The sequence below is a fragment of the Roseomonas fluvialis genome (genome assembly GCF_022846615.1).
GTDB classification, from domain to species: Bacteria; Pseudomonadota; Alphaproteobacteria; order Acetobacterales; family Acetobacteraceae; genus Neoroseomonas; species Neoroseomonas fluvialis.
Genome location: NZ_AP025637.1, coordinates 2,925,114 through 2,946,384, shown reverse-complemented (window position 1 = coordinate 2,946,384; position 21,271 = coordinate 2,925,114). Strand labels below are relative to the sequence as shown.

The window sequence follows — 21,271 nt, the reverse complement described above, 5'->3', positions numbered from 1 at the left end:
CGTCCGCAGGACAGGAGACGTCCCCATGCTGCGCGACCCCAAGGTCATCGAACATCTGAACACCCAGCTCACCAACGAACTCACCGCCATCAACCAGTATTTCCTGCATGCGCGGATGCTGCGGCACTGGGGCGTGACCAAGCTCGGCCGCCACGAATACGAGGAATCGATCGAGGAGATGAAGCACGCCGATGCGCTGATCGAGCGCATCCTGTTCCTCGGCGGCCATCCCAACGTGCAGCGCCTCAACCCCGTGCTGGTCGGCGAGGGTGTGCGCGAGGTTCTGGAATGCGACCAGAAGCTCGAGGAGAAGGCGATCGCCGACCTGCGCGAGGCGATCGCGTACTGCGAGACGGTGCGCGACTTCGTCACCCGCGACCTGTTCCTGACCATCCTGCGCGACGAGGAAAAGCACGCCGACTTCGTCGACACGCAGTTCGACCTGATCGCGAAGATCGGGATCGAGCGCTACACGCTGCTCAATTCGGACGCGGCCCCCGACCAGGGCCACTGAGCGCGGCGGCGGCATCGGCGAAGCGCGCGGGGTCGGCGATCACCCGCGGCACCTTGTGCTGTCCGCCCAGCTTGCCCTGCGCGCGCATCCAGTCGGCCACGGCCCCCGGTCGCAGCAGGACCACCTCGGGCCGTGCCAGTTGCGCGCCGTCGCGATGCGCCGCGTAGTCGTCGTTCTGCACGCGCAGCGCGGCATCGAGCAGTGCGGCGAGCGACGCCGGATCGCAACTGCCCGCGGCCTCGATGCACCAGCGGTGCCGCCCGGCACTGCCGTCGAATTCCGGGCCCACCACGTATTCGACCACCGTGATGCCGGCCTCCGCGGCGGCATGCATCAGCGCGGCTTCGATCTCCTCGCCGTCCAGGTGCTCGCCAAAGGCGGACAGGGTCCATGACGTGCGGCCCGTCACCAGCAGGCGCGGCGGTGCGCGGTCGATGAAGCGCACCGTATCCCCCAGCACATAGCCGAACAGTCCGGCGCAGGATGACAGGACCACGGCGTAGTCCACGCCGGTCTCGATCGTCGCGGCCCAGTGGCGGGTCGGCGCAGGCGCGTCGAGTTCGCCGACCGGCACGAATTCGAAGAAGCAGCCGCGGTCGAGGTTCAGGCGCAGCCCCTCGCCATCCCCGCGGTCAGCGATGGCGACGAAGCCCTCGCTGGCCGGATAGACCTCGCGCGTAAGGCAGCCCGCCGGCAGGAAGGGTGCGAGGCGATCGCGATAGGGCGCCCAGGCGACGCCGCCATGAATGAGCAGTTCCAGCGAGGGTAGCGGCGCCACGCCATGCTTCGCGGCCAGTCGTTCCAGCAGCACCAGCAGCCAGGACGGTGTGCCCGACAGCGTGCGGATGTCGCCCACCGGCGCCTCGGCCGCCAGCGCCGCGAGCTTCGCGTCCCAGTCCGGCATCAGCGCGATGCGCGCGGGAGGCCAGGCCCAGCCCCGGAGAAACCATGGCACCTCGACCGCCGCGATGCCCGAGAGATCGCCGGCCCGCACGCCAGGTGCGACCTGCGTGAGGTCGGTCGAACCGCCCAGGATGAACGACAGCCCGCCGAACGGCCGCGCCTGCGGGTGCTGCGCGAGATGCCAGGCCAGCACGTCGAGCGCGGCGCCGCGATTGGCGCGCACCATCCCGGCCGTGACCGGGATGTGCTTGGTGCGCCCCGATGTCGTGCCCGAGGACAGCGCGAGGTAGGGCGTACGCCCGGGCCACAGCACGTTCTCCAGCACCGGCAGGGTGGGTGCGAGATAGGCATCGTGCAGTGCCTCGTAGCGGCGCAGCGGGACGGCACGCTGGAAGTCGGCCACGGAGCGGATCGCCCCGAAGCCGTGGTCGCGCCCGAAGCGCGTGCCGGCGGCGCGCTGCACCAGGCGCAGCAGCAGCGCCTGCTGCGTGGCGGCGGGGTCCATGGCGAGCAGGCGCGCATGGCGCCGCGCGGCGAAGGCGCGCAGCAGGGGCGTGGCGTCGAAGGGCGCGCTCATTGGCGCGGCCGATTCAGACCTTCGCGCCCTGCGGCGCTGCGGTCATCGGGCGCGGTCATCGGCGCGGCCGATTCAGACCTTCGCGCCCTGCGGCGCTGCGGTCATCGGGCGCGGTCATCGGCGCGGCCGATTCAGACCTTCGCGCCTTGCGGCGCTGCGGTCATCGGGCGCGGTCATCGCGGCGCCAGGCGTGTCGCGCGCGGGAACTCCACCGCCACCGTCTCCGGCCGCAGCGGCACGCGGATGCTGCGCCGTTCCAGCCACATCGGCACCTGGTCCGCGAAGGCCGCCGAACCGAGCCACCCATCCTGCCCGCCCCACAGCGTGAACCAATTGGCGTCCGGGTCGGACATGTCGCTCACGTGCCGCGCCATGGAGCCGAAGGCGGTGTTGTGGCGCGCGGTGACCAGGCCGTGGCTGGTCTTCATCGGTGTCTCGCGCGAACCACCCACGGCGTAGTCGCCGTAGCGGAAGAAGGCCTCGCCGAGCACCGGCAGGTTCACCAGGGCATGCGCGTGCGGCAGGCGGTGCATCTCGCCCCAGGTGGACAGTCCCGCGAGATCCGTCGCCGCAACGCGCGAGGCTTCGCGCAGCACCGCCTCGCGCCGCGCCGGATCGAGCGCATCGAGGTCGCGCAGCAGGAACGCGGTGATGAAGTTCCACTGGCTTTCCGGCGCGCGACGATTGGTGGTGGCTTCGGCGCGGTCCTCGGCCGCGAGCAGCGGAACCAGGCGCGCGAGCAGCACCTCGAAGGCCACGGGCGCGCGGGACTCGGCGCGGTAGTCGCCATCCCAGCCGTGCAGGGCGGCGACCAGCGGCGCGGCCTCCGCGATGCCAGCCATCCGCGCCGCCAGCGCCGCCGCCAGCCGCCCCGCGCGCGGGGACCGCGTATCGGCCTGGATCGCCATGATGTCGGCCGGCGTGTGGCGCGGGCGCGATGCCAATAACTCGCGCAGGCGCTCGACGCGATCGCTGTCGGAGAAGAAGAAGCCCAGCACCGGCGGCGCGCGGCCGCCCAGCGGCTCGGGGCGGTTGTTCGCACTCGCCAGCACGCCGTCGCGCGGGTTCACCACATGGGGCAGGTCGGGGGTGCGCAGCAGGCGGCCCCATGGCGCGGTCGCGGCCGGGTCGCGCGCATCCAGCACGGGGTCGGCCGGGATCGCGCGGCGGTCCGGGATGGTGGTCGCGTAGAACTGTCCGATCCGCCCGTCGCGCCCCGCCCAGATCATGTTCTGTGCCGAGACGCCGAAGCGGTCGAAGGCCGCGCGGAATTCCTCGCCGTTGCGCGCGCGCGCCGCGCCGAGCAGCGCGGTGATCTCGTCGGTCGGCTCATGGCCGATCCAGCGCAGCGCGATCACGTCGCCGGGGCGGCGCGGCAGAACCGCGGCATCGGTCACGACGGGGCCATGCGGCGTGAGGCGCACCTGCCGTTCCGCGCTGAACCACAGGCGCTGGCGGATGCGCACGGTGTGGCTGCGGAATTCCTCGGCCGGCAGGCCCGACACATCGAACAGGTCCGACGACGCCGCGCGCATGTTGGTGCCGCCCCAGGCGACATCCGCGTTGCGCCCGATCGCCAGGAAGGGCAGCCCCGGCACCATCAGCCCGACCGCGTGGAACGACGGCGACCGCATGCCCGCCGCCAGCCAGACATTCGGCTGGATCAACCCCAGATGCGGGTCGGATCCGATCAGCGCGCCGCCGGTCGCGGACCGCCGTGCGGCCACCGCGACGGTGTTAGACCCCACGCGCCCCGTGCCGGCCAGGATGTCGCGGATCACGGCAAGCCGCCGTCCTTCGGGCAGCGCCGCTTCCGGTGCGGAGGACCCGGCCGCGACGGTGCGCTGCCACAGCCTGTCGAAGCCGGGCGTACCGCGCGAGGGCAGCAGCGCGAGGTATCCCAGCCAGTTCACGTCGGTGCCCGCCAGCCGCCCGATCGCGATCAGGTCGTCCTCGGTGAAAGGTTCGCGCGACAGGCCGAGAAGCCCGAATTCGGGCGGCGCGCGCCCGTTCATCACCGCGTGGTTCAGCCCGGCCGTGAAGGATCCCATCAGCGCGCGCGTCTCCTCCGGCCAGGCGGCGCGCACCGCCGGCGCGGCGCGGCCGAAATCGAGAATGCGCAGCGCGTGGTCGATGTCGGTCGCAAAGGGGCCAGCGGCTTCCGAGAGCCGGCCGCGCGCAACCAGCCGCAGCAGCGCCACCTGCGCCCCGCGCAGATGCCCATGCACCAGGCCCAGCGCATAGAACAGGTCGCGGTCGGTCTCGGCGTCCACCCACGGGACCATGTGGTCGTTCCAGCGGATGGTGACGGGGCGTTCGACCGTGGCGCCGGTGGTCGGCAGGGCGGCGATGCGCGCATCGGTACTGACGGCGCGCGGCGACAGCGCGGCGCAGGCGGACAGCAGCAGCCCGGCTGCGAGCAGCGCGGCCATCCTGGTCGGCCCGCGGGGGCGGGAGGGGAACATCGTCCGGGTCATCGCGCCCATGCTTGGGGGCGCGCCGCGGGGCCGGCAAGGCCCTCAGTCTGTGGCGAAACGTATCGTCGCGCCGCAGTCATGGGCGCGGCGCGCGGATCAGTCGCTGCGCCGCATCGCGCGCGTGAGCGCGGCCACCGGCAGCAGCCCCGCCAGCACGATCAGCAGCGCGGCGGTCGAGGCCTCCGCCAGGCGTTCGTCCGACGCAAGGTTGTAGATGCGCACCGCCAGCGTATCGAGGTCGAAGGGCCGCACGATCAGCGTCGCCGGCAATTCCTTCATGGTGTCGACGAAGACCAGCACGGCGGCGGTCAGCAGCGCCCCGCGCGCCAGCGGCAATTCGACCTCCCGCACCGCCTGGCCCGGCGTGCGCCCAAGCACCCGCGCGGCCGCGAAGAAGGACGGCTTCAGCCGCGCCAGCCCCGATTCCACCGCCGAGAGCGCCACCGCGAGGAACCGCACGAGATACGCGAAGACCAGCGCCGCCATGGTGCCCGACAGCAGCAGCCCGGTGGAGACGCCGAAGCGCTCGCGCATCCAGGCATCCAGCGCATTGTCGAAGATGCCGAAGGGTACCAGCGTGCCGACCGCGATCACCGATCCCGGCAGCGCATAGCCCAGCGCCGCGACCCGGTTCGCCAGCGAGCGCGCCGGGGAGGGATGCATGCGCACCGCCCAGGCCATCATGGCCGCGATCAGCACCGCGAGCGCCGCCGTGATGCCCGACAGCATCAGGGAATTCACCGCGAAGGGCAGGAAACGCCGCGGGTCGAGCGGGTCCCCGCTGGTCAGCGCCAGCCAGGCCAGCGCGCTGGCGGGAATGGCGAAGCCCAGCACCACCGGCATCGCGCAGGCGGCGATCGCGCCCGCCTGCTTCCAGCCGCGCAGCACCACCGGGCGCAGCGGCGGGTGGCGCGTTGTGGTGGGGTGGAAGCGCCGCCCCCCGCGCGAGATTCGCTCCAGCGCCAGCAGCAGGAACACACAGCCCAGCAGTCCGACCGCGAGCTGCGCCGCCGCACCGCGGTCATCCATGCCGAACCAGGCCTCGTAGATGCCGGTGGTGAAGGTGCGCACGCCGAAATGCTGCACCGTGCCGAAATCCGCCAGTACCTCCATCAGCACCAGCGCGATGCCGGCCGCCAGCGCGGGCCGCGCCAGCGGCAGCGCCACATGCAGGAAGGTTCGCGGCAGCCCGTGCCCGAGCGTGCGGGAGGCTTCCAGCAGGCAGACGCTCTGCTGCAGGAAGGCGCTGCGGCACATCAGGTAGACGTAGGGGTACAGTACCATCGCCAGCATCAGCGCCGCACCCGGCAGGGACCGGATCTCGGGCGCCCAGTATTGGCCGAAGCGCAGCCCGGTCAGGTCGCGGAAGCCCTGCTGCAGCGGCCCGGCCACGTCGAACAGCCAAGTGTAGACATATCCGTTGAGGTAGGCCGGCATCGCCAGCGGCAGCAGCAGCGCGACTTCCAGCAGGCGCCGGCCACGGAATTCGCAGGTCGAGACGATCCAGGCCGAGATCGCCCCCGCCGAGCCCGCCATCAGCGCCACCAGCAGCGCCAGCAGGGCGGAATTGCGCAGCATCTCGGGCAGGGTGGTGGTTGCGATATGGACGACGCTGGCCCCAGGCACCGTCATCGCGGAGAGCAGCACGGCAACGAGCGGCGCCGTGATGGCGGCCGCGACCAGCACCGAAGCCCAGGCCCAGGCCGGGGCGCGACGGCGACGGGGGGTGGGACCAGCGGGCGGGGCGGCGTCCAGGGTGATGTTGCGAGCCATTCTCAGCCGTGGATAGCACGCCCCGACGCCGGGCGGCAGGGCGGCTCAGCGCGCTGGCGCAGGCGGGACGGTGACGCCTCCGTGGAAGCCCTGGATGGTCCAGTCGTAGGCCTGCACGCCGATCCGGATCGAACCGAGCCGCGCCGCGCCCATGTCGAGAATGATCGTCATGGTCGCCGTCCACATGGACAGCAGCAGGAAGGACAGCACCCGCAACGGCTTCTGGCGCAGCCCCAGCTGGAAGCCGAGCGCGGCCATCGAGACCATCGTCATGCCGATCAGCAGCCAGAACAATTGCGGCGGGAACAGCGTCGCGAAGGCGAAGCGCTCGGCCGTCGCGAGGTCGAAGGTCGTATTCAGCGCATTCATCAGCGAGGAGGTCACCGGGTCCGGCCGTTCGCGCACGATGGCCGCGAGGTGGCCCCAGATGACCGACTGCAGCGCATTGGTCCGCCGCGTCGCGGTCTCGACCTCGGGCGCGAAACGGCCTGCCGCCACGAAGTCCCGGCGGACGTGCGTATATTCCTCGAGCAGGCGCGCGATCTCCGCGCCGCGCGGGTGACCGATCGCCTGGGCCTGCAGCCAGGCGGTGCCGATCGCGTTGGCTTCCGCCAGCGTGCCCTCGCGCCGCTCCTGGAAGCGGGCGCTCGAGAACGACAGGGTCAGGGCGAGAACGAAGGCGAGCAGCCCGAGCATGCCGCCCACCACGACGCTCACGCCTTCGCCGGGGTTCTCCTGGTGCGCCGCGCGGCGATGACCGAAGACGTAGCCGATCTCCTTGGCCGCGGCCTGGATTAAGAACAGCGCCGCCGCGAAGGCGAAGACGCTGAAGGCCGCGAGCTCCTGGATCGCTTCGGTGACCATGCGGCGAATCCCCTGGGTACCGCCGTCACGATAGGAGGGGGGCGCCGGCGGCGTCCACTGGCCGACCTGCTGGCGGCGGGGCTCCGGCTCCCCTAGACATGCGTGATGCAGACGACCTTCTCGCCGGCGCAGCTCGCCGACCCCGATACCGCCGAGAGCAACCGCATCCTGCGCACCTGCGTGCATTGCGGCATGTGCACGGCGACCTGCCCGACCTTCCTGCTGCTGGGCGACGAACTCGACAGCCCGCGCGGGCGCATCTACCTCATCAAGGACATGCTGGAAGGCGGCCAGCCCGCGACCGAGCAGGTGGTGCGGCATGTGGACCGTTGCCTGTCCTGCCTGTCCTGCATGACGACCTGCCCGTCGGGCGTGCACTACATGCACCTGGTCGACCATGCGCGGGCGTATATCGAACAGACCTACACGCGCCCCTGGCCGGAACGCGCGCTGCGGCGCGTGCTGTCCTTCGTGCTGCCGCATCCGGCGCGGTTCCGGCTGGCGCTGGTGGGGGCGTGGTTCGCACGGCCCTTCGCGCGCTTCGTGCCGGGCGCGTCGCTCACGGCGCAGCGCATGCGCGCGATGCTGCGCCTCGCCCCCGCATCGGTGCCCTCGCCATCGGCGATCGAGCGGCCGCGGGTGCATCGCGCGGAAGGCGCACGGCGTGGGCGCGTGGGCATCCTGATGGGCTGCGCGCAGCAAGTGCTGGCGCCGTCGATCAACGAGGCGACGATCCGCCTGCTCACGCGCATGGGGATCGAGGTGGTGGTGACGAAGGGGCAAGGCTGCTGCGGCGCGCTCGACCACCATATGGGCCACCATGACCCTGCGATGCGCCTGGCGCGTGCCAACATCGCCGCCTGGACGGCCGAGATCGAGGGCGAGGGGCTGGACGCGATCGTGGTGAATGCCTCGGGCTGCGGCACCACGCTGAAGGACTACGGCCACATGTTCCGCGAGGAACCGGAGGCCGCGGCTGCCGCGCGCGTGGCAAGCCTCGCGGCCGACATCACCGAGGTGCTGACCCGCTTCGGCTATGCGCCCGCGCGCGCCGCATCGGGCATCACGGTGGCCTACCATGCGGCATGCTCGCTGCAGCACGGCCAGAAGATCACCGCCGAACCCAAGGCGCTGCTGAAGATGGCCGGGTTCAACGTGCGGGAACCGGCGGAGGGGCACATCTGCTGCGGGTCGGCCGGCACCTACAACATCCTGCAGCCGGAGATCGCGGGGCAGTTGAAGGCGCGCAAGCAGGCCAACATCGCGCGCACGGGTGCCGCGGTGATTGCCTCGGGCAATATCGGCTGCCTGACGCAGTTGGGCGATGGCGCCATGCCGGCCGTGCACACGGTCGAATTGCTGGACTGGATGGCAGGCGGGCCGGAACCCGCCGCGGTCGCGCGCGCGCGCACCGCGGCGTGATCGCGCGGCGCCTGTGGCGCGGCGAATTGCCGCTCGGCGAGGCGTTCTGGACCTGGGCCGTGCTGGGCGGACTGGTGGTCAATGCCAGCACCACCCTGGGCTTCCTGTGGCTGGTGATGGCGGGGCAGGTGATGGCGGCCTTCGTGGTCGGCTACGCGCTGTCGGTGCCCTACAACCTGGTGGTGGCGGTGGGCGTGTGGCGGTCGGCCGGGCGGGCGGATGCCGACCCGCGCTGGGCGGGCGCGGCGAGGCTTGCGGTGGTGGTGGGCATGACCATCCTCAGCCTGACATGATCAATCGATGCTTGCCCCGCGGGGCCCGGCGGGCGGAACATGGCGCCATGCGCGCCGCCCTGCTTGCCCTGCCGCTGCTGCTGATGCCGGTGCTGGCGCATGCCCAGTCCCAGCCCGCGCCCAACCGCGCCCAGGAAAGCCGCCGCGCCGAGCTCGACAGCCTGTTCGAAGGGCTGAAGGCCGCGCCCGACGATGCGGTGGCCCACATGATGGAAGGGCGCATCCGCACGCTGTGGGTGGAGCAGGCCAGCCCCGCCACGGTGCTGCTGCTGCGCCGTGGCGCGCGCAATCTGGCTGCGCGCACCCATGACGAGGCGCTGGAGGATTTCGACGCGGCCATCGTGCTCAGCCCGCAGAGTGCCGAAGCCTGGCACCAGCGCGCGCAGGCCTACGCGGCGCTGGGCGACCAGGCGGCGGCGGCGCGCGACCTGCAGGAGGCGCTGCGGCTCGAGCCACGGCACTTCGGCGCGCTGCTGACGCTGTCGATGTTGCAGGAGGAAGCTGGCGACGCGCGTGCCGCCTTGCGCAGCATGGAGGCCGCGCTGGCGCTGCACCCGCGCCTGCGCGGCGGCGATGCCCGGCTGCGCGAACTGCGCCGCAAGGCGGAGGGCGACGCGACCTGAAGCCGCGCCGGCCTGCTCAGCCCTGGCGCGCGCGGGCGTGCTGCGGCAGGGCGGCGGTGATGCGCGCGAGCGCCGGGTCCTCGGCGGACAGCAGCGGCGGCGCGAAGGCCTCGGCGGCGTAGCGGCCGCCACCGCGCCCGGCGCCGAGGTCGAGGTGCAGCGCGATCACGCCATTGTCGAACAGGTGGCGGTTGCCGTCGTCGAAGTAGGATTCCGCGAGCGCGCCTTCGGCAACCAGCACGCCGTGCTGTTCGAGTTCGACATGCCAGTAGGTGATGGCGCGCTGCCATGTCTCCTGCACGATGGTGCTGCCGTTCACCAGCAGATGCGCGGGCACCAGGCGGCCATCCAGAAGGAAGGCGTGCTCGGGGCTCACGCGCAAGTCGCGCGTCGGAACGCCTGCGCCGAGCGCGCCGGCGCGCAACAGGATGGGCGCGACCTTCCGCTTGTCGCGGTGGTGCGCGATGTCGACGCGGGTGTGGCCGACCCAGCGCACGGGCTTGAGCGGGGCGCCGCGGCCAGGCGCCGCCACCAGGTCGCCGGCGCGCAGCGTCTCGACCGGCACCTCGCCGCGCGCGGAGAGGATGCGCGTGCCCGGCGTGAAGCAGGTGATGAACTCGACACTGAGGGCCCGCACCACGATCGACCGGTCGACGACATTGGTGAGGATGTAGTCGAAGCCGTTCTGGTCGGTGATCTCCCATTCATCGTTGTCCCAGCCGGCGAGGCGCAGCGTGTCGGTCCCGTCGCCCATGTCGATGAAGTCGTTGCCGTCACCTGGGCGCCAGATGACCAGGTCGTTGTCGTCGCCGGCGTCGATGATGTCGTCGCCGGTGCCGCCGGTGATGGTGTCCTCGCCGATGCCGCCGACCAGGCTGTCGCTGCCCTCCATGCCATGGATCAGGTCGTCGCCGCCGCCGCCGTCGAGCGTGTCGGCGCCGCCGATCGTCTCCTCGCCGACCTCGAACGTGTCGGCGCCCTCGGCCTCGGGCGCGGTGGTGTTGAGGTCGCCGCGTCCGCCCACGATCGTGTCGTCGCCCCCGCCGCCGGCGAGGAGGTCATGGCCTTCCTCGCCCACCACGTAGTCGTTGTCGGTGCCGCCATCGAGCGTGTCGTCGTCGGTATTGCCGAAGATGCGGTCGTCGCCGGCCTGGCCGAAGATGCTGTCGCCGACCTCGGAGCCGGCCATGAAGCCGTCGCTGAACCGCGAGCCGTAGGCGACGGTGAAGCCCTCGAGGTATTCCCACTCCTTGTCGCCGGTCGGCTCTCCGTTGATGTCGAGGCTGTCGGGCCAGTCGTCGGTCGGGTTGCCGTCCTCGTAGACGTCGCGCTGGGCCAGGTGGAACGCCACGGGACCCGCCGCGCCCGAGAAGTCGAGCGTGTTAATGCCATCGCCGCCGATCATCGAATCCCAGCCGAGGCTGGCACCATTGATCGTGTCGTCGCCGGCGCCGCCGTCGATGGTGTCGTTGCCGGCACCGCCGTCGAGGCTGTCGTTGCCGGCTGTGCCGCTGCCGTCGAGATTGTCGCCATAGATCGAGTCGTCACCGCCGCCGCCCAGGATGACGTCGTCGTCCACGCCGCCGTGCAGCGCCTCGCCGGCGCTGCCGCCGAGGATGCTGTCGTTGCCCTCGTCGCCGAACAGGGAGGCGAAGGCGTCGGCGCCGACCAGCGTGTCGTCCCCGGCCTTGCCATACAGCCCGGAGCCGAAGACCGTCCCGCTGCCAACAAGTTCGATGAGGTCGTTGCCGCCCCCGCCCTCGAGGAAGTTGCCGAACAATCCGGTGGAGTTGTCCGAGGCGCCGGCGAGCGTGACCTGGATCGTGTCATTGCCGTCGCCGCCGAAGATCCAGGCGCCACCCAGCGAGTCCGTCAGGAGGTCCCCGGCGGTGTCCGCGCCGCCGTCGATGAGGTCCTTGCCGTCGCCGCCTTCGATCGTGTCGGCGTCGTCGTTGCCGAACAGGGAATCGCCGTCAGTCCCGCCGTCGAGCGTGTCCAGCCCGGCGCCGCCGTAGAGAAGGTCGATGCCCGCCCCGCCCGACAGATAATCGGCGCCGCCATTTCCGCTGAGGCTGTCATCGCCGCCGCCGCCATCTATGCCGCCATCGACGCTGCCGTTGTCGCCGATGTCTCCGGTGTAGGTGTCGGCTTGCGGGGTGGGACCAGCGGTGGGCGAGCCGAACTGCGACCAGGACATGAGTTGGATCTCCACGGCAAGGGAGACGCGCGGCGGGACCGGCGCTGCATCGTTCCGAAAGGGGTAAAACGATGCGGTGAAGATTCATAAGCTGGAAAGTGTTGCGGGTGCGAGATGCCGCCCCGCGCGCCGGCGCAACGCGCGGATGGCCCGCCTGGCGTGGTGCGTGCGACACAGCGGCCATGGATGACGACCTCCGCTGGGCCGCGGTGCTGGCCCGCACACCCTCCGATGCCTTCCTGTATGCGGTGACGACGCAAGGGGTGTTCTGCCGACCCGGCTGCCCGTCGCGCGCGCCGCTGAGACGCAACACGCGGTTCTTCTGCGACGCCACGGCGGCGGAGGCCGCCGGCTTCCGCGCCTGCCGCCGCTGCGATCCGAAGGGAGAGCGCGCGGCGCTGCACGCCGCCGCCATCCGCGCGGCCTGCGAGATGATCGAGGCGTCCGAGACCATCCCCTCCCTGGCGGCGCTTGCCGACCGCGCGGGGTATGCCCGGCACCACTTCCTGCGGCTGTTCCGCGACATCACCGGCGTCACGCCGCGGTCGTATGCCGAGAGCGTGCGCGCGCGGCGGCTGGCGGCCTCGCTCGCGGCCGGCGAGCGCGTGGCGGATGCGGTGGCCGGGGCAGGCTTTGGCTCCGAAAGCCGGGTGTACGAAGCCCCCGGCCGTGTGCTGGGCATGACGCCGGGGGCGGCGCGCCGCGGCGGTGCGGGGGAGGTGATCCGCGTGGCGCTCGCCCAGTCCGCGCTGGGGCCGCTGATGGTGGGCGCGACTGCGCAGGGCGTCTGCTTCATCGGCTTCGGCGAGGATGGCGAGGCGCTGCGCGGCGACGTCATGGCCCGCTTCCCCCGCGCCACCATCGAGGACGCACCCGATGCGCTGGCCGAGGCGGTGCGCCAGGTGGTGGCCTATGTGGCGGAACCGCGCGCCGCGCTCGACCTGCCGCTGGACCTTCGGGGCACCGCCTTCCAGCGGCGGGTGTGGGAGGCGCTGCGGGCGATACCCCTGGGCGAGACGCGCACCTACTCCGGCCTGGCGGCGGCGATGGGCGAACCGCGGGCGACCCGGGCGGTGGCGCGGGCCTGTGCGCAGAACCCGGTCTCCCTTGCGGTGCCGTGCCACCGGGTGGTGGGCAAGGATGGCGACCTGACCGGCTACCGCTGGGGCGTGCCGCGCAAGCGGGCGCTGCTGGCGGGCGAGGCGAAGGCGCGCGGCTGAGCGGCGCCGCGGCGCTGACCGGGCATCGCCAGCGCCGCGCGCCGCCCCTATATCTTCCCGTGACGGCGCCGGCATGAGCGCCGAATCCCAGGGAGAGACACCGATGCTGCTTCGCCGCCGGACGCTTGCCGCCGCCCCGTTCCTGCTCGCCGCGCCGGGGGTTGCCCGGGCGCAGGCCTGGCGGCCCAACCGGCCCATCCGTGCCATCGTGCCCTTCACCGCCGGCGGGCCGACCGATGTGCTCACGCGCATGATGTCCGACCCGGTGCAGGCCATGCTCGGCCAGCCGCTGGTGGTGGAGAACCGCACCGGCGCGGGCGGCACCATCGGCGCCGACATGGTGGCCAAGGCCGCGCCGGATGGGCACACCATCCTGGTCAATGACAGTGCGCATGGCGTGGCCCCCGCGCTGATCGCCAGGTTGCCCTACGATCCCGTGACGGACTTCGCCGGGGTGGGCGTGCTGGTGTTTGCCTCCCTGATCCTGCTGGTGCATCCGAGCGTGCGCGCCAATTCCCTGGCCGAGCTGGTGGCGCTGATGAAGGCGCAGCCGGGGCGGCTGAACATGGCGACGACCGGGGTGGGCGGGCCGGTGCACATCGCGGCGGAGATCCTGAAGACCTCGGCGGGGGTGCAGATGGAGATGGTGCACTACCGCGGCGGGGCGCCGGCCGCACTCGCCGTGGTGGGCGGGGAGGCGCAGATGACGATCCTGTCGGCGTCGGCGAGCCTCGAGCATATCCGGGCGGGGACGATGCGGCCGCTGGCGGTGACGGTGGAGCGGCGCAGCCCGCTGCTGCCGGAGGTTCCGACCTCGGCGGAGGCGGGGCTGCCGGGCTTCGTGTTCCAGAACTGGCGGGTGTGCGCGGCGCCGGCGGCGACGCCCGCGCCGATCCTGGCCGCGCTGTCGGCGGCGTTCCAGGCGGGGCTGGCGCAGAACCGGGAGCGGCTGGCGGCGCTCGGCGAGGAACTGCGGCCGGGCTTCGATACGCCCGAGGCGGTGCGGGCCTTCCTGCGGCGCGAGGTGGACCAGTCGGTGGCGGTGCTGCGGGCGGCGGGCGTGCGGCCGGAATAGGCATCACGACCAGCCGAGGCGGGTGGCGCGGGGGATGTGCTTGATGCCCCCCGCGCGGCGATGCAGGCGGCGGAGTGTCCTGAGTAGGTCGGTGTAGAGGGCGGTGCAGCCTGCCGCGAGGGATGCGCGCGGCAGGCGGATGGCCGCGACCAGGTTTTCGGACAAATGGGGGTCGGGGAGTTTTGTGGGCGGGCCGTTCAGGGCCTGGAGGAAGCCCAGGCGGCGGATCATGGCGATGAAGGGGAGGCCCCGGAGCCGAACGGCGCGGCGGCAGGCGCGGAAGATGAGGGGGGCGATGGCGCGCAGCGGGTGGTTGGGGAGAGATTGGTGCAGGACGTGGAGAAGTTTTTCCCATAGGCCGTTGTGCGTGAGGCGGCGGAAGTAGCGGGCGATGGTGTCGGCCTTGCCGTGGTCGGCCGGGATGGCGCGCCAGGGGGCGGTGGTGCAGGCGAGGGCGAAGATGGCTTCCATGCGGGCGCGGAGGTCTCCGACCTGGCGGCCGGCGGGGGAGCGGGGGAGGAGGTGGGGGAGGAGGGCGGCGAAGGCGTCGGGGGTGAGGGGGGTGGGGGTCATGCGCGCCAGTATGCAACGCCATGGAATGAAAAGCAATATATTCCTATATCGTACTGCGAACCATGCGGCGAGCCGTCGTATGTGAGGTGATTGCGGTTCGTGGCTGCATCGCAAACCTGGCTCCCTACTTCCATTTTCGCTCGTTACCAGTTAGTTAAAGCTGAAGAAGGAACGTTACGAATAGCACAGAGCACAAACCTTCGATCAAGAAAACCTTGATGGCACTGATAAGGAGAAAGCCCGTTGACTATAGAAAGCATTCGGCAGTCCGCAAAAAATGGAAACCTGATTGTTGTTTTTGGTGCCGGAGCTAGCATAGCCCTTAATCTGAAATCAAAGATTGCACCATCTTGGCCGAGTCTCGTGAAATCTGGGCTTGATTACGCGCTTGCCCGGGCGTTGATTAATGAAGAACAGGTCCAGCGCTACTCTAGCGCCGCGACATCCGGTGACATCGATGACATGCTTGGGGCCGCGGAATTCGTTGGTCGAAAGCTAGGTGCGCCGCGCGGTGACGCATACGCGCGTTGGATGAAAAGCGTATTTGAAGGTTGCGAACCTGAGGAAGGGGGAATGTACAATGCTGTACGTGCAATATTTTTGCAAAAAATTCCTATTGCAACCCTCAATTATGACTCAATGATGGAGATGATTACTGGTGTATCTCCTGCCGATTTTTCTAGAAAAGATGAAATTCTTGCGTGGCTTCGCCGTGAGCGGGAGGCTATTTTTCATATACACGGGATTTGGAGTAATCCGAGCGACTGCATTTTTGGTATTCGTGACTATCACGATGCCATTGAGAGTGAGCTCCGTGCGCTAGTTCAGCGTTCGATGGGTGTCCTAAATCGTCTGCTATTTATCGGTTGCGGGGAAACGTTCGGCGACCCAAATTTTCATGCGCTCATTACATGGTTGCGCGAAAACGTCGGCGCTGGCGCGCCTCAACACTACGCGTTGGTCCGAAATTCCGAAGTGGGTGCTAGGCTTGCTGATCCTGTGTGGCGGGGCTTTGTTGAGCCGCTTGGGTATGGAGATGCTCATGCCGACCTGCCTGGCTACATCTTAAATTGCTTTCCGACGCAACACGCTAGCACGCCGTCGAGGTCAAGGGCGCGCGCAGGTGCTGCGGCAGCGGCAGTACGTCATTCGCAGACGATCAACGCCTACCAGCGCTTTTTGTTGCGTGATTGTGGTGAGATGACGATTGAGGGTATGCGCGCGGACATGGAGACCGCCCAGCGGAAATTTGATCTGGAAAGACTGTTCGTCCCGCTGCAACTTCAGGCTTTTGCTGCAAAAGAAGCAGTTAATGATGTCGAGCACGACATAAAATTGCAGAATAAAAAAGAACGAAACAAGGTTGAGTCTTTTTCGAGAGTATTTTTCAAAGAAAAAAAGATCGCATTGCTTGCGCTGCCGGGGGGTGGAAAGACCCTGTTGCTCAAGCGGCTTGCTGTAGCTTACAGCGATAGAGCGCGACTTACTGCCTGTCCAGATAAGCTGCCTGAAATTGATCTTGTTCCGGTGATGATCCGGTGCCGAGAATGGAAAGATCACATTCGGAAGCCTATTCCTGAGCTGCTTCGGAATTTGGCGATGATCACTGGCGACCCGAGTGTAGACGGTCTCTACGATGCTCTTGAGCGTCCTCTCAAGGCGGGTTCTGTATTGCTTTTGGTTGATGGACTAGATGAGATCCATAGCGACGCAGATCGAGCAATTTTTTCGGAAAACTTAGAGAAGTTTCTTGAGTTCTATCCAAAAATTCGATTTGTTGTCACTAGTCGAGAGGCGGGGTTCGATTTGGTTGCTCCTTGTCTGACGCGATTTTGTGTGAGGTATAGAATCGCTCCGTTAAGTGTGGAGGCTGTGAAGGAATTAAGTGGGCACTGGCATCGCCTCATGGGGGGCGATTCGCCAGAATCTCTTGCCGATGCAGCCGCCGTCGCAGATACCCTTCTGGAAAATGACGCTCTTCGGAGATTGTCTGAGAATCCTCTTCTTCTAACTATGCTATTAGTAGTCAAGCACGGAGCAGGAAGGCTTCCACCAGATCGAGTTAGCCTTTATGATAGAGCCGTCGAGGTCTTGCTTGATACATGGAATATTAAAGGGCACGACGCACTAAACGTGAAAGAGGCAGTACCGCTGCTAGCGTGTCTCGCATTTGAATTAATGCGACGGGGCGCGCAAACCGCGACGGAATTTGATATTTTAAAGATTCTTGAGGAAGCGAGAATTCGACTTCCGATGGTGGGTCGGTATGCGAAGGATAGCCCGCATGAGTTTCTGAAGCGCGTGGAGCTTCGATCTAGTTTGCTGGTTGAAGGAGGATACAGAAGCGAGGGCGGGAAGACGGTTCCATTTTATCAGTTTCGGCACCTAACTTTTCAAGAATATTTGGCAGCCGTGGCAGCTGTCGAGGGGTATACGCTAATCCCAGGTGGGAAAGCCAATCCTCTAGCTAATATCGGGGAGAACCTGATTGCCGATGAGTGGAAGGAAGTCATCCCAATGGCTGCTGTGCTCGCGCGCGCGCAGGCTGAGGAGCTTCTGAATGCGCTCACCATCGCGGCTGAGCATGAAAATAGCGAGCACCATAAGTGGCATGACAGCCTAGTTTCGTTTGAGCCAAAGCTGCCGCCAGCCACTGCTCGGTTGGCGCAAGCTATGGTCGAAGAGGCAATGTTCACACCAAAACTTTTGGCGCGCGCTACACGACATGTCGCATTTTTTGCGTCGGGCTGCCGATCGAATGATAACTGGCAAGCGCTGAGTAGGGGGCCATACGGTCCAGATTTGAGAAGAGCTGCAATCGACGTTTATCTCCAAAATGATGGGATGAAGCTGGCGGATCGCCTGAAAACTGCCGTTATGCTGGAAGCATACGTAGCTAATTCGGAAGACTGGAGAAATGCCGACGCCGAAAGTGTAATTCTTGATGGGTTGTCGCTTACACAAGAGAGGAAGCTGGTTGAAAGCATAATCAAGGTTGCGGCTGCCTTCAGTGCATATCAGACAGAAACGTTTGCTGCGAATTCAGTAAAAATATATCAAAAGCTTCAAGAGAAGCTCTTTCATAAATCCGTGAAGATTTCGAGTGCGGCCGCGTGGGCGTGGGGATACTGGCGCCATCTTCAGTCCGTTCAGAATAAAAAGCGTCCGATTCCTGATAACAGAACATTACTGCGTCTTCTGGAGCTATATGTGGGCGATGATTTTGAATTGAATGGAACAGTTAGGCCGGCTGTTCGCGAGCTGGTTGATGTGCCGCGCATCGAGCGGGGCTTGCGGCTTTCCGATCGCGCGCGCGAAAAAATTCGTGAGGAGTTTCAATTGATGCGGATGGATAAAGCTAACTTTGGAATCATACGGAATCCTGCTATTGTAAGAGTTGCTTTCATTATGCCGGAAATGTTTTCTGACAGTGAACTGAAAGAACTTCTGATTAAACACAAAAGTGCGTTGCAGAGGCGTTCGGATTTTCACGATGTTTTCTCTGCAATGGGCATAGAGCTTGAAAAAAGGCCTCGCCGCTGAGTCGGCTGGCTTTACGTCAGCCAACCAGGGCTGTGTCACCTAAACCTCGCCAAACTCGCCGTTACCTCACCACCGCCACCCGCAACGCATTCGTCGTCCCCGGCGTCCCGAACGGCACGCCCGCCGTCACCACCACCTCATCCCCCGTCTTCGCGAACCCCTCGTGCTGCGCCGCGCGGACCGCGCGCGCCACCATCTCGGTCATCGAGTGGATCTCCGAGACCTCCAGCGGATGCACCCCCCAGATCACCGCCATCCGCCGCGCCGTCACACCGGATGACGTCAGCCCCAGGATCGGGCAGCCCGGCCGTTCCCGCGCCACCCGCAGCGTGGTCGTCCCGGTCGAGGAAAACGTCGCGATCACCTCGGCGTCGATCGTCTCGGCCACCTGGCGCGCGGCGGTGCTGATGGCGCCCGCGCTGGTGCGCTCGGGCGCGGGGCGGGAGGCATCGGTCAGCCGCCGCCAATCCGGGTCCTGCTCCACCCGGGCCACGATGCGGTCCATCATGTTGACCGCTTCGTAGGGGTATTGGCCGGCCGCCGTCTCGGCACTGAGCATCACGCAATCCGCCCCGTCGAAGACCGCGGTGCCGACGTCGCTGACCTCGGCGCGGGTGGGGGATGGGGCGGTGATCATGCTCTCCAGCATCTGGGTCGCGACCACCACCGGCTTGCCCAGGGCGCGGGCGGCGCGGACGATGCGCTTCTGCACCAGGGGCACTTCCTCGGGCGGGAGTTCCACGCCGAGGTCCCCGCGCGCGACCATGACGCAGTCGGCCAGGGCCAGGATGCCGTCGAGGTTCTCGACCGCCTGGGGCTTTTCCATCTTCACCATGACCCAGGCGCGGCCGGCGGCGATGCGTTGGGTCTCGGCCACGTCCTCGGGGCGTTGGACGAAGGACAGGCCGATGTATTCGATGCCGAGCGGCAGGACGAAGTCGAGATCGGCGCGGTCCTTCTCGGTCAGCGCCGGGATGGGCAGGGCGACGTCGGGGACGTTCACACCCTTGCGGTCGGACAGCGGGCCGCCGACGACGACTTCGGTCTCGAGGTGGTCGGGGCGCACGCGGGTGACGCGCAGGCGCAGCTTGCCGTCGTCCAGCAGCAGGGAGGTGCCGATCTGCGCGGCCTGGATGATCTCGGGGTGGGGCAGGTTGACGCGGCGCACGTCGCCTGGCGTGGGGTTGAGGTCGAGCCGGAAGGGTTGGCCGGTCTGGAGTGTGACGCGGCCGGCCTGGAATTTTCCGACGCGGAGTTTCGGGCCCTGGACGTCCGCCAAAATGCCGATCGGGCGGCCGACCTTGCGTTCGACCTCGCGGATCATGGTGATGCGGGCGGCGTGGTCTTCGTGGGAGCCGTGGGAGAAGTTGAGGCGAAAGACGTCGGCGCCGGCGCGGTAGAGGCGTTCGATGACCTCGGTGGTGGCGGAGGCCGGGCCCAGGGTGGCGATGATTTTCGTGCGGCGGCGGCGGCGCAGGGCCGTGCGGGTGGCCATGCGGGGCTGTCCTTCGGGCTTGGGCGGCGGCGGGGCGGTGAGGTCGGGGCGGATCGCCTCCGGCGCCAGGCCCAGGATGCGGGCGACGTCGGAGACGCGTTCATCCGGCACGCGGCGCCATTGGGAGACGGCGGCGGTGGAGATGCCGAGCTCGGTGGCGATGCGGGTGATGGCGCCGCGGCGGGCGAAGACTTCTTCAAGGGCTGGGTCGCGCATGGCGGGCAGCTTAGACTGGATAAGGCGCGAGCCGCACGGGCAAAGTTCAGCTTAGTATATGTAAGGCGACCTAGCACAGCGCGCCGGGCGCCGCGCCTTGACCGGCAGACCCGGCAGCGCCGCGGTCGACGTGCTTGGCGCTGCCGGCTCGTGCTGCCCTTCGGCCATGCTCAGGCGACCAGGATGGCGCGGAAGTCGTTGACGTTGGTCAGCGTCGGGCCGGTGGTGACCAGGTCGCCCAGGGTGGCGAAGACGCGGTGGCTGTCGTGGCCGGCCAGCAGGGCGCGCGCATCGAGGCCGGCGGCGTGGGCCCGGGCGAGCGTGTCGGGCGTGGCGATGGCGCCGGCATTGTCGTCGGAGCCGTCGATGCCGTCGGTGTCGGCCATCAGCGCCCAGATGCCGGGGGTGCCTGCCAAAGCAAGGGCGCAGCCGAGCAGGCATTCCCCGTTGCGGCCGCCGCGGCCGGGGGTGGGGGTGCGCAGCGTCACGGTGGTCTCGCCGCCCGAGAGCAGCACGCAGGGGGCGGGCAGGGGGTGGCCGTGGGCGCGTGCCGAGAGCGCGATGCCGGCCAGCGCGGTGCCGAGGTCGCGCGCCTCGCCCTCCAGCGCGTCGCCGAGGATGAGGGGCGTGAGGCCCAGCGTGCGGGCCTGCGCCGCGGCGGCGTGCAGGGCCATCAGCGGTGTCGCGATGAAGCGGTAGTCGGGCGTGGGCAGGCGCGGGTCGCCGGGTTTGGGGGATTCGTCCAGCCCCGCCGCCAGGTGCGCGGTCACGGCCGGCGGCAGGTCCATCCGGTAATGCGCGACCAGGGCGCGGGCCTGGGCGAAGGTGGAGGGGTCGGGCACGGTGGGGCCGGAGGCGATGACGGTCGGGTCGTCGCCCGGCACGTCCGAGATGGCGAGGGTGACCACCCGCGCCGGGTGGGCCGCCGCCGCCAGCCGCCCGCCGGAGAAGGCCGAGAGGTGGCGGCGGATGCAGTTCATCTCGTGGATCGTGGCCCCCGAGGCGAGCAGCGCACGGTTCACAGCGATAAGGTCTGCCAGGCTGAGGCCCGGCGCCGGCAGGGTGGTGAGCGACGACCCGCCGCCCGAGACCAGGAACAGCACCAGGTCGCCGGGGGCGGCGGCTTCGGCCAGTGCCAGCATCCGGCGCGCGGCGGCGGCGCCGGGTTCGTCCGGGACCGGGTGCGCGGCTTCCGTCACCTCGATGCGCGTGGTGGGGTGGGCGTGGCCGTAGCGGGTGACGACCAGGCCGTGCAGCGGCACCTCGGGCCAGGCGGCTTCGACGGCGGCGGCCATGACGGCCGCGGACTTGCCCGCACCCAGCACCAGTACGCGCCCGGCGGGGCGTTCGGGCAGGTGGCGCGCCAGCACGCTGCGCGGGTCGGCGGCGGCGACCGCGGCGTCGAACAGGCGCTTCAGCGCGATCCGGGCATCGGCGTCGGTCATGGTCATGCGGTGCTGGGTCCCCCGCGCGGCAGGGTGGGGCAGCGGCGGCGCGCCAGCAAGC

Annotated in this window: 15 protein-coding genes; 7 read left to right on the top strand and 8 right to left on the bottom strand. The window is 68.6% G+C overall.

Features of this window, described 5'->3' with window-relative positions:
* The first annotated feature begins 25 nt into the window (after window positions 1-25).
* Window positions 26-514 carry a bacterioferritin gene (gene bfr, locus MWM08_RS14250; RefSeq protein ID WP_244407096.1) on the top strand — a complete coding sequence of 163 codons (489 nt, stop codon included), beginning with the start codon at window positions 26-28 and terminating at the stop codon, window positions 512-514.
* Here the strand turns inward: bfr and MWM08_RS14245 are convergent.
* The 4 genes from MWM08_RS14245 to MWM08_RS14230 all read right to left on the bottom strand — a co-directional run bounded on the left by MWM08_RS14245 (window position 480) and on the right by MWM08_RS14230 (window position 7,108).
* Window positions 480-1,994, bottom strand: a complete 1,515-nt coding sequence (locus MWM08_RS14245) for a GH3 family acyl-acid amido synthetase (protein ID WP_244407095.1) — start codon at window positions 1,992-1,994, stop codon at window positions 480-482. The two genes, bfr and MWM08_RS14245, sit on opposite strands and share 35 nt — an antisense overlap.
* Before the next feature lie 173 nt (window positions 1,995-2,167).
* Window positions 2,168-4,459, bottom strand: a complete 2,292-nt coding sequence (locus MWM08_RS14240) for a penicillin acylase family protein (protein WP_244407094.1) — start codon at window positions 4,457-4,459, stop codon at window positions 2,168-2,170.
* Between the two features lie 108 nt (window positions 4,460-4,567).
* Window positions 4,568-6,244: an ABC transporter permease gene (locus tag MWM08_RS14235; RefSeq protein ID WP_244407093.1), complete on the bottom strand. Its 1,677-nt coding sequence runs from the start codon at window positions 6,242-6,244 to the stop codon at window positions 4,568-4,570.
* Window positions 6,245-6,289: 45 nt separating this feature from the next.
* Window positions 6,290-7,108 carry a hypothetical protein gene (locus MWM08_RS14230; protein ID WP_244407092.1) on the bottom strand — a complete coding sequence of 273 codons (819 nt, stop codon included), beginning with the start codon at window positions 7,106-7,108 and terminating at the stop codon, window positions 6,290-6,292.
* Between the two features lie 105 nt (window positions 7,109-7,213).
* Between MWM08_RS14230 and glcF the strand changes: the two genes are divergently transcribed.
* Genes glcF through MWM08_RS14215 form a run of 3 tightly spaced genes read left to right on the top strand, consistent with a single transcriptional unit; the run spans window position 7,214 to window position 9,446 of the window.
* Window positions 7,214-8,530, top strand: coding sequence for a glycolate oxidase subunit GlcF (gene glcF, locus MWM08_RS14225; RefSeq protein ID WP_244407091.1), 1,317 nt, complete (start codon window positions 7,214-7,216; stop codon window positions 8,528-8,530).
* On the top strand, window positions 8,527-8,823 hold the full coding sequence (locus tag MWM08_RS14220; RefSeq protein WP_244407090.1) for a hypothetical protein: 297 nt from the start codon (window positions 8,527-8,529) through the stop codon (window positions 8,821-8,823). The genes glcF and MWM08_RS14220 overlap by 4 nt, the downstream gene beginning before the upstream one ends.
* 47 nt (window positions 8,824-8,870) lie before the next feature.
* Entirely contained in the window at window positions 8,871-9,446 is a 576-nt protein-coding gene (locus MWM08_RS14215) for a tetratricopeptide repeat protein (protein ID WP_244407089.1), read from the top strand.
* A 16-nt stretch (window positions 9,447-9,462) separates the two neighbouring features.
* On the opposite strand, the gene MWM08_RS14210 is transcribed toward MWM08_RS14215, so the two are convergent.
* The gene (locus MWM08_RS14210) at window positions 9,463-11,643 is read right to left on the bottom strand and encodes a Hint domain-containing protein (protein ID WP_244407088.1); all 2,181 of its coding nucleotides are present in this window, start codon (window positions 11,641-11,643) and stop codon (window positions 9,463-9,465) included.
* A gap of 182 nt (window positions 11,644-11,825) precedes the next feature.
* Between MWM08_RS14210 and ada the strand changes: the two genes are divergently transcribed.
* Both ada and MWM08_RS14200 read left to right on the top strand, forming a co-directional pair.
* Entirely contained in the window at window positions 11,826-12,863 is a 1,038-nt protein-coding gene (gene ada, locus MWM08_RS14205; RefSeq protein WP_244407087.1) for a bifunctional DNA-binding transcriptional regulator/O6-methylguanine-DNA methyltransferase Ada, read from the top strand.
* Window positions 12,864-12,966: 103 nt separating this feature from the next.
* The gene (locus MWM08_RS14200; RefSeq protein ID WP_244407086.1) at window positions 12,967-13,938 is read left to right on the top strand and encodes a Bug family tripartite tricarboxylate transporter substrate binding protein; all 972 of its coding nucleotides are present in this window, start codon (window positions 12,967-12,969) and stop codon (window positions 13,936-13,938) included.
* A 3-nt stretch (window positions 13,939-13,941) separates the two neighbouring features.
* On the opposite strand, the gene MWM08_RS14195 is transcribed toward MWM08_RS14200, so the two are convergent.
* Window positions 13,942-14,511, bottom strand: a complete 570-nt coding sequence (locus MWM08_RS14195) for a transposase (protein WP_244407085.1) — start codon at window positions 14,509-14,511, stop codon at window positions 13,942-13,944.
* Between the two features lie 243 nt (window positions 14,512-14,754).
* On the opposite strand from MWM08_RS14195, the gene MWM08_RS14190 reads away from it, so the two are divergent.
* Window positions 14,755-18,054 (top strand): SIR2 family protein, encoded by a 3,300-nt coding sequence (locus MWM08_RS14190; RefSeq protein ID WP_244407084.1) that lies wholly within the window; start codon window positions 14,755-14,757, stop codon window positions 18,052-18,054.
* Between the two features lie 61 nt (window positions 18,055-18,115).
* Here MWM08_RS14190 and pyk read toward each other — a convergent pair whose 3' ends face one another.
* A complete protein-coding gene (pyk, locus tag MWM08_RS14185) occupies window positions 18,116-19,549 on the bottom strand; it encodes a pyruvate kinase (RefSeq protein ID WP_244459965.1) in 1,434 nt (477 codons plus the stop codon).
* A gap of 386 nt (window positions 19,550-19,935) precedes the next feature.
* Entirely contained in the window at window positions 19,936-21,216 is a 1,281-nt protein-coding gene (locus tag MWM08_RS14180; protein ID WP_244407083.1) for a glycerate kinase type-2 family protein, read from the bottom strand.
* Between the last annotated feature and the right edge of the window lie 55 nt (window positions 21,217-21,271).

Coding starts and splice junctions, on each gene's coding strand:
- bfr (WP_244407096.1), top strand. CDS start 26: ATGCTGCGCGACCCCAAGGTCATCGAACATCTGAACACCCAGCTCACC.
- MWM08_RS14245 (WP_244407095.1), bottom strand. CDS start 1,994: ATGAGCGCGCCCTTCGACGCCACGCCCCTGCTGCGCGCCTTCGCCGCG.
- MWM08_RS14240 (WP_244407094.1), bottom strand. CDS start 4,459: ATGTTCCCCTCCCGCCCCCGCGGGCCGACCAGGATGGCCGCGCTGCTC.
- MWM08_RS14235 (WP_244407093.1), bottom strand. CDS start 6,244: ATGGCTCGCAACATCACCCTGGACGCCGCCCCGCCCGCTGGTCCCACC.
- MWM08_RS14230 (WP_244407092.1), bottom strand. CDS start 7,108: ATGGTCACCGAAGCGATCCAGGAGCTCGCGGCCTTCAGCGTCTTCGCC.
- glcF (WP_244407091.1), top strand. CDS start 7,214: ATGCAGACGACCTTCTCGCCGGCGCAGCTCGCCGACCCCGATACCGCC.
- MWM08_RS14215 (WP_244407089.1), top strand. CDS start 8,871: ATGCGCGCCGCCCTGCTTGCCCTGCCGCTGCTGCTGATGCCGGTGCTG.
- MWM08_RS14210 (WP_244407088.1), bottom strand. CDS start 11,643: ATGTCCTGGTCGCAGTTCGGCTCGCCCACCGCTGGTCCCACCCCGCAA.
- ada (WP_244407087.1), top strand. CDS start 11,826: ATGGATGACGACCTCCGCTGGGCCGCGGTGCTGGCCCGCACACCCTCC.
- MWM08_RS14200 (WP_244407086.1), top strand. CDS start 12,967: ATGCTGCTTCGCCGCCGGACGCTTGCCGCCGCCCCGTTCCTGCTCGCC.
- MWM08_RS14195 (WP_244407085.1), bottom strand. CDS start 14,511: ATGACCCCCACCCCCCTCACCCCCGACGCCTTCGCCGCCCTCCTCCCC.
- pyk (WP_244459965.1), bottom strand. CDS start 19,549: ATGGCCACCCGCACGGCCCTGCGCCGCCGCCGCCGCACGAAAATCATC.
- MWM08_RS14180 (WP_244407083.1), bottom strand. CDS start 21,216: ATGACCATGACCGACGCCGATGCCCGGATCGCGCTGAAGCGCCTGTTC.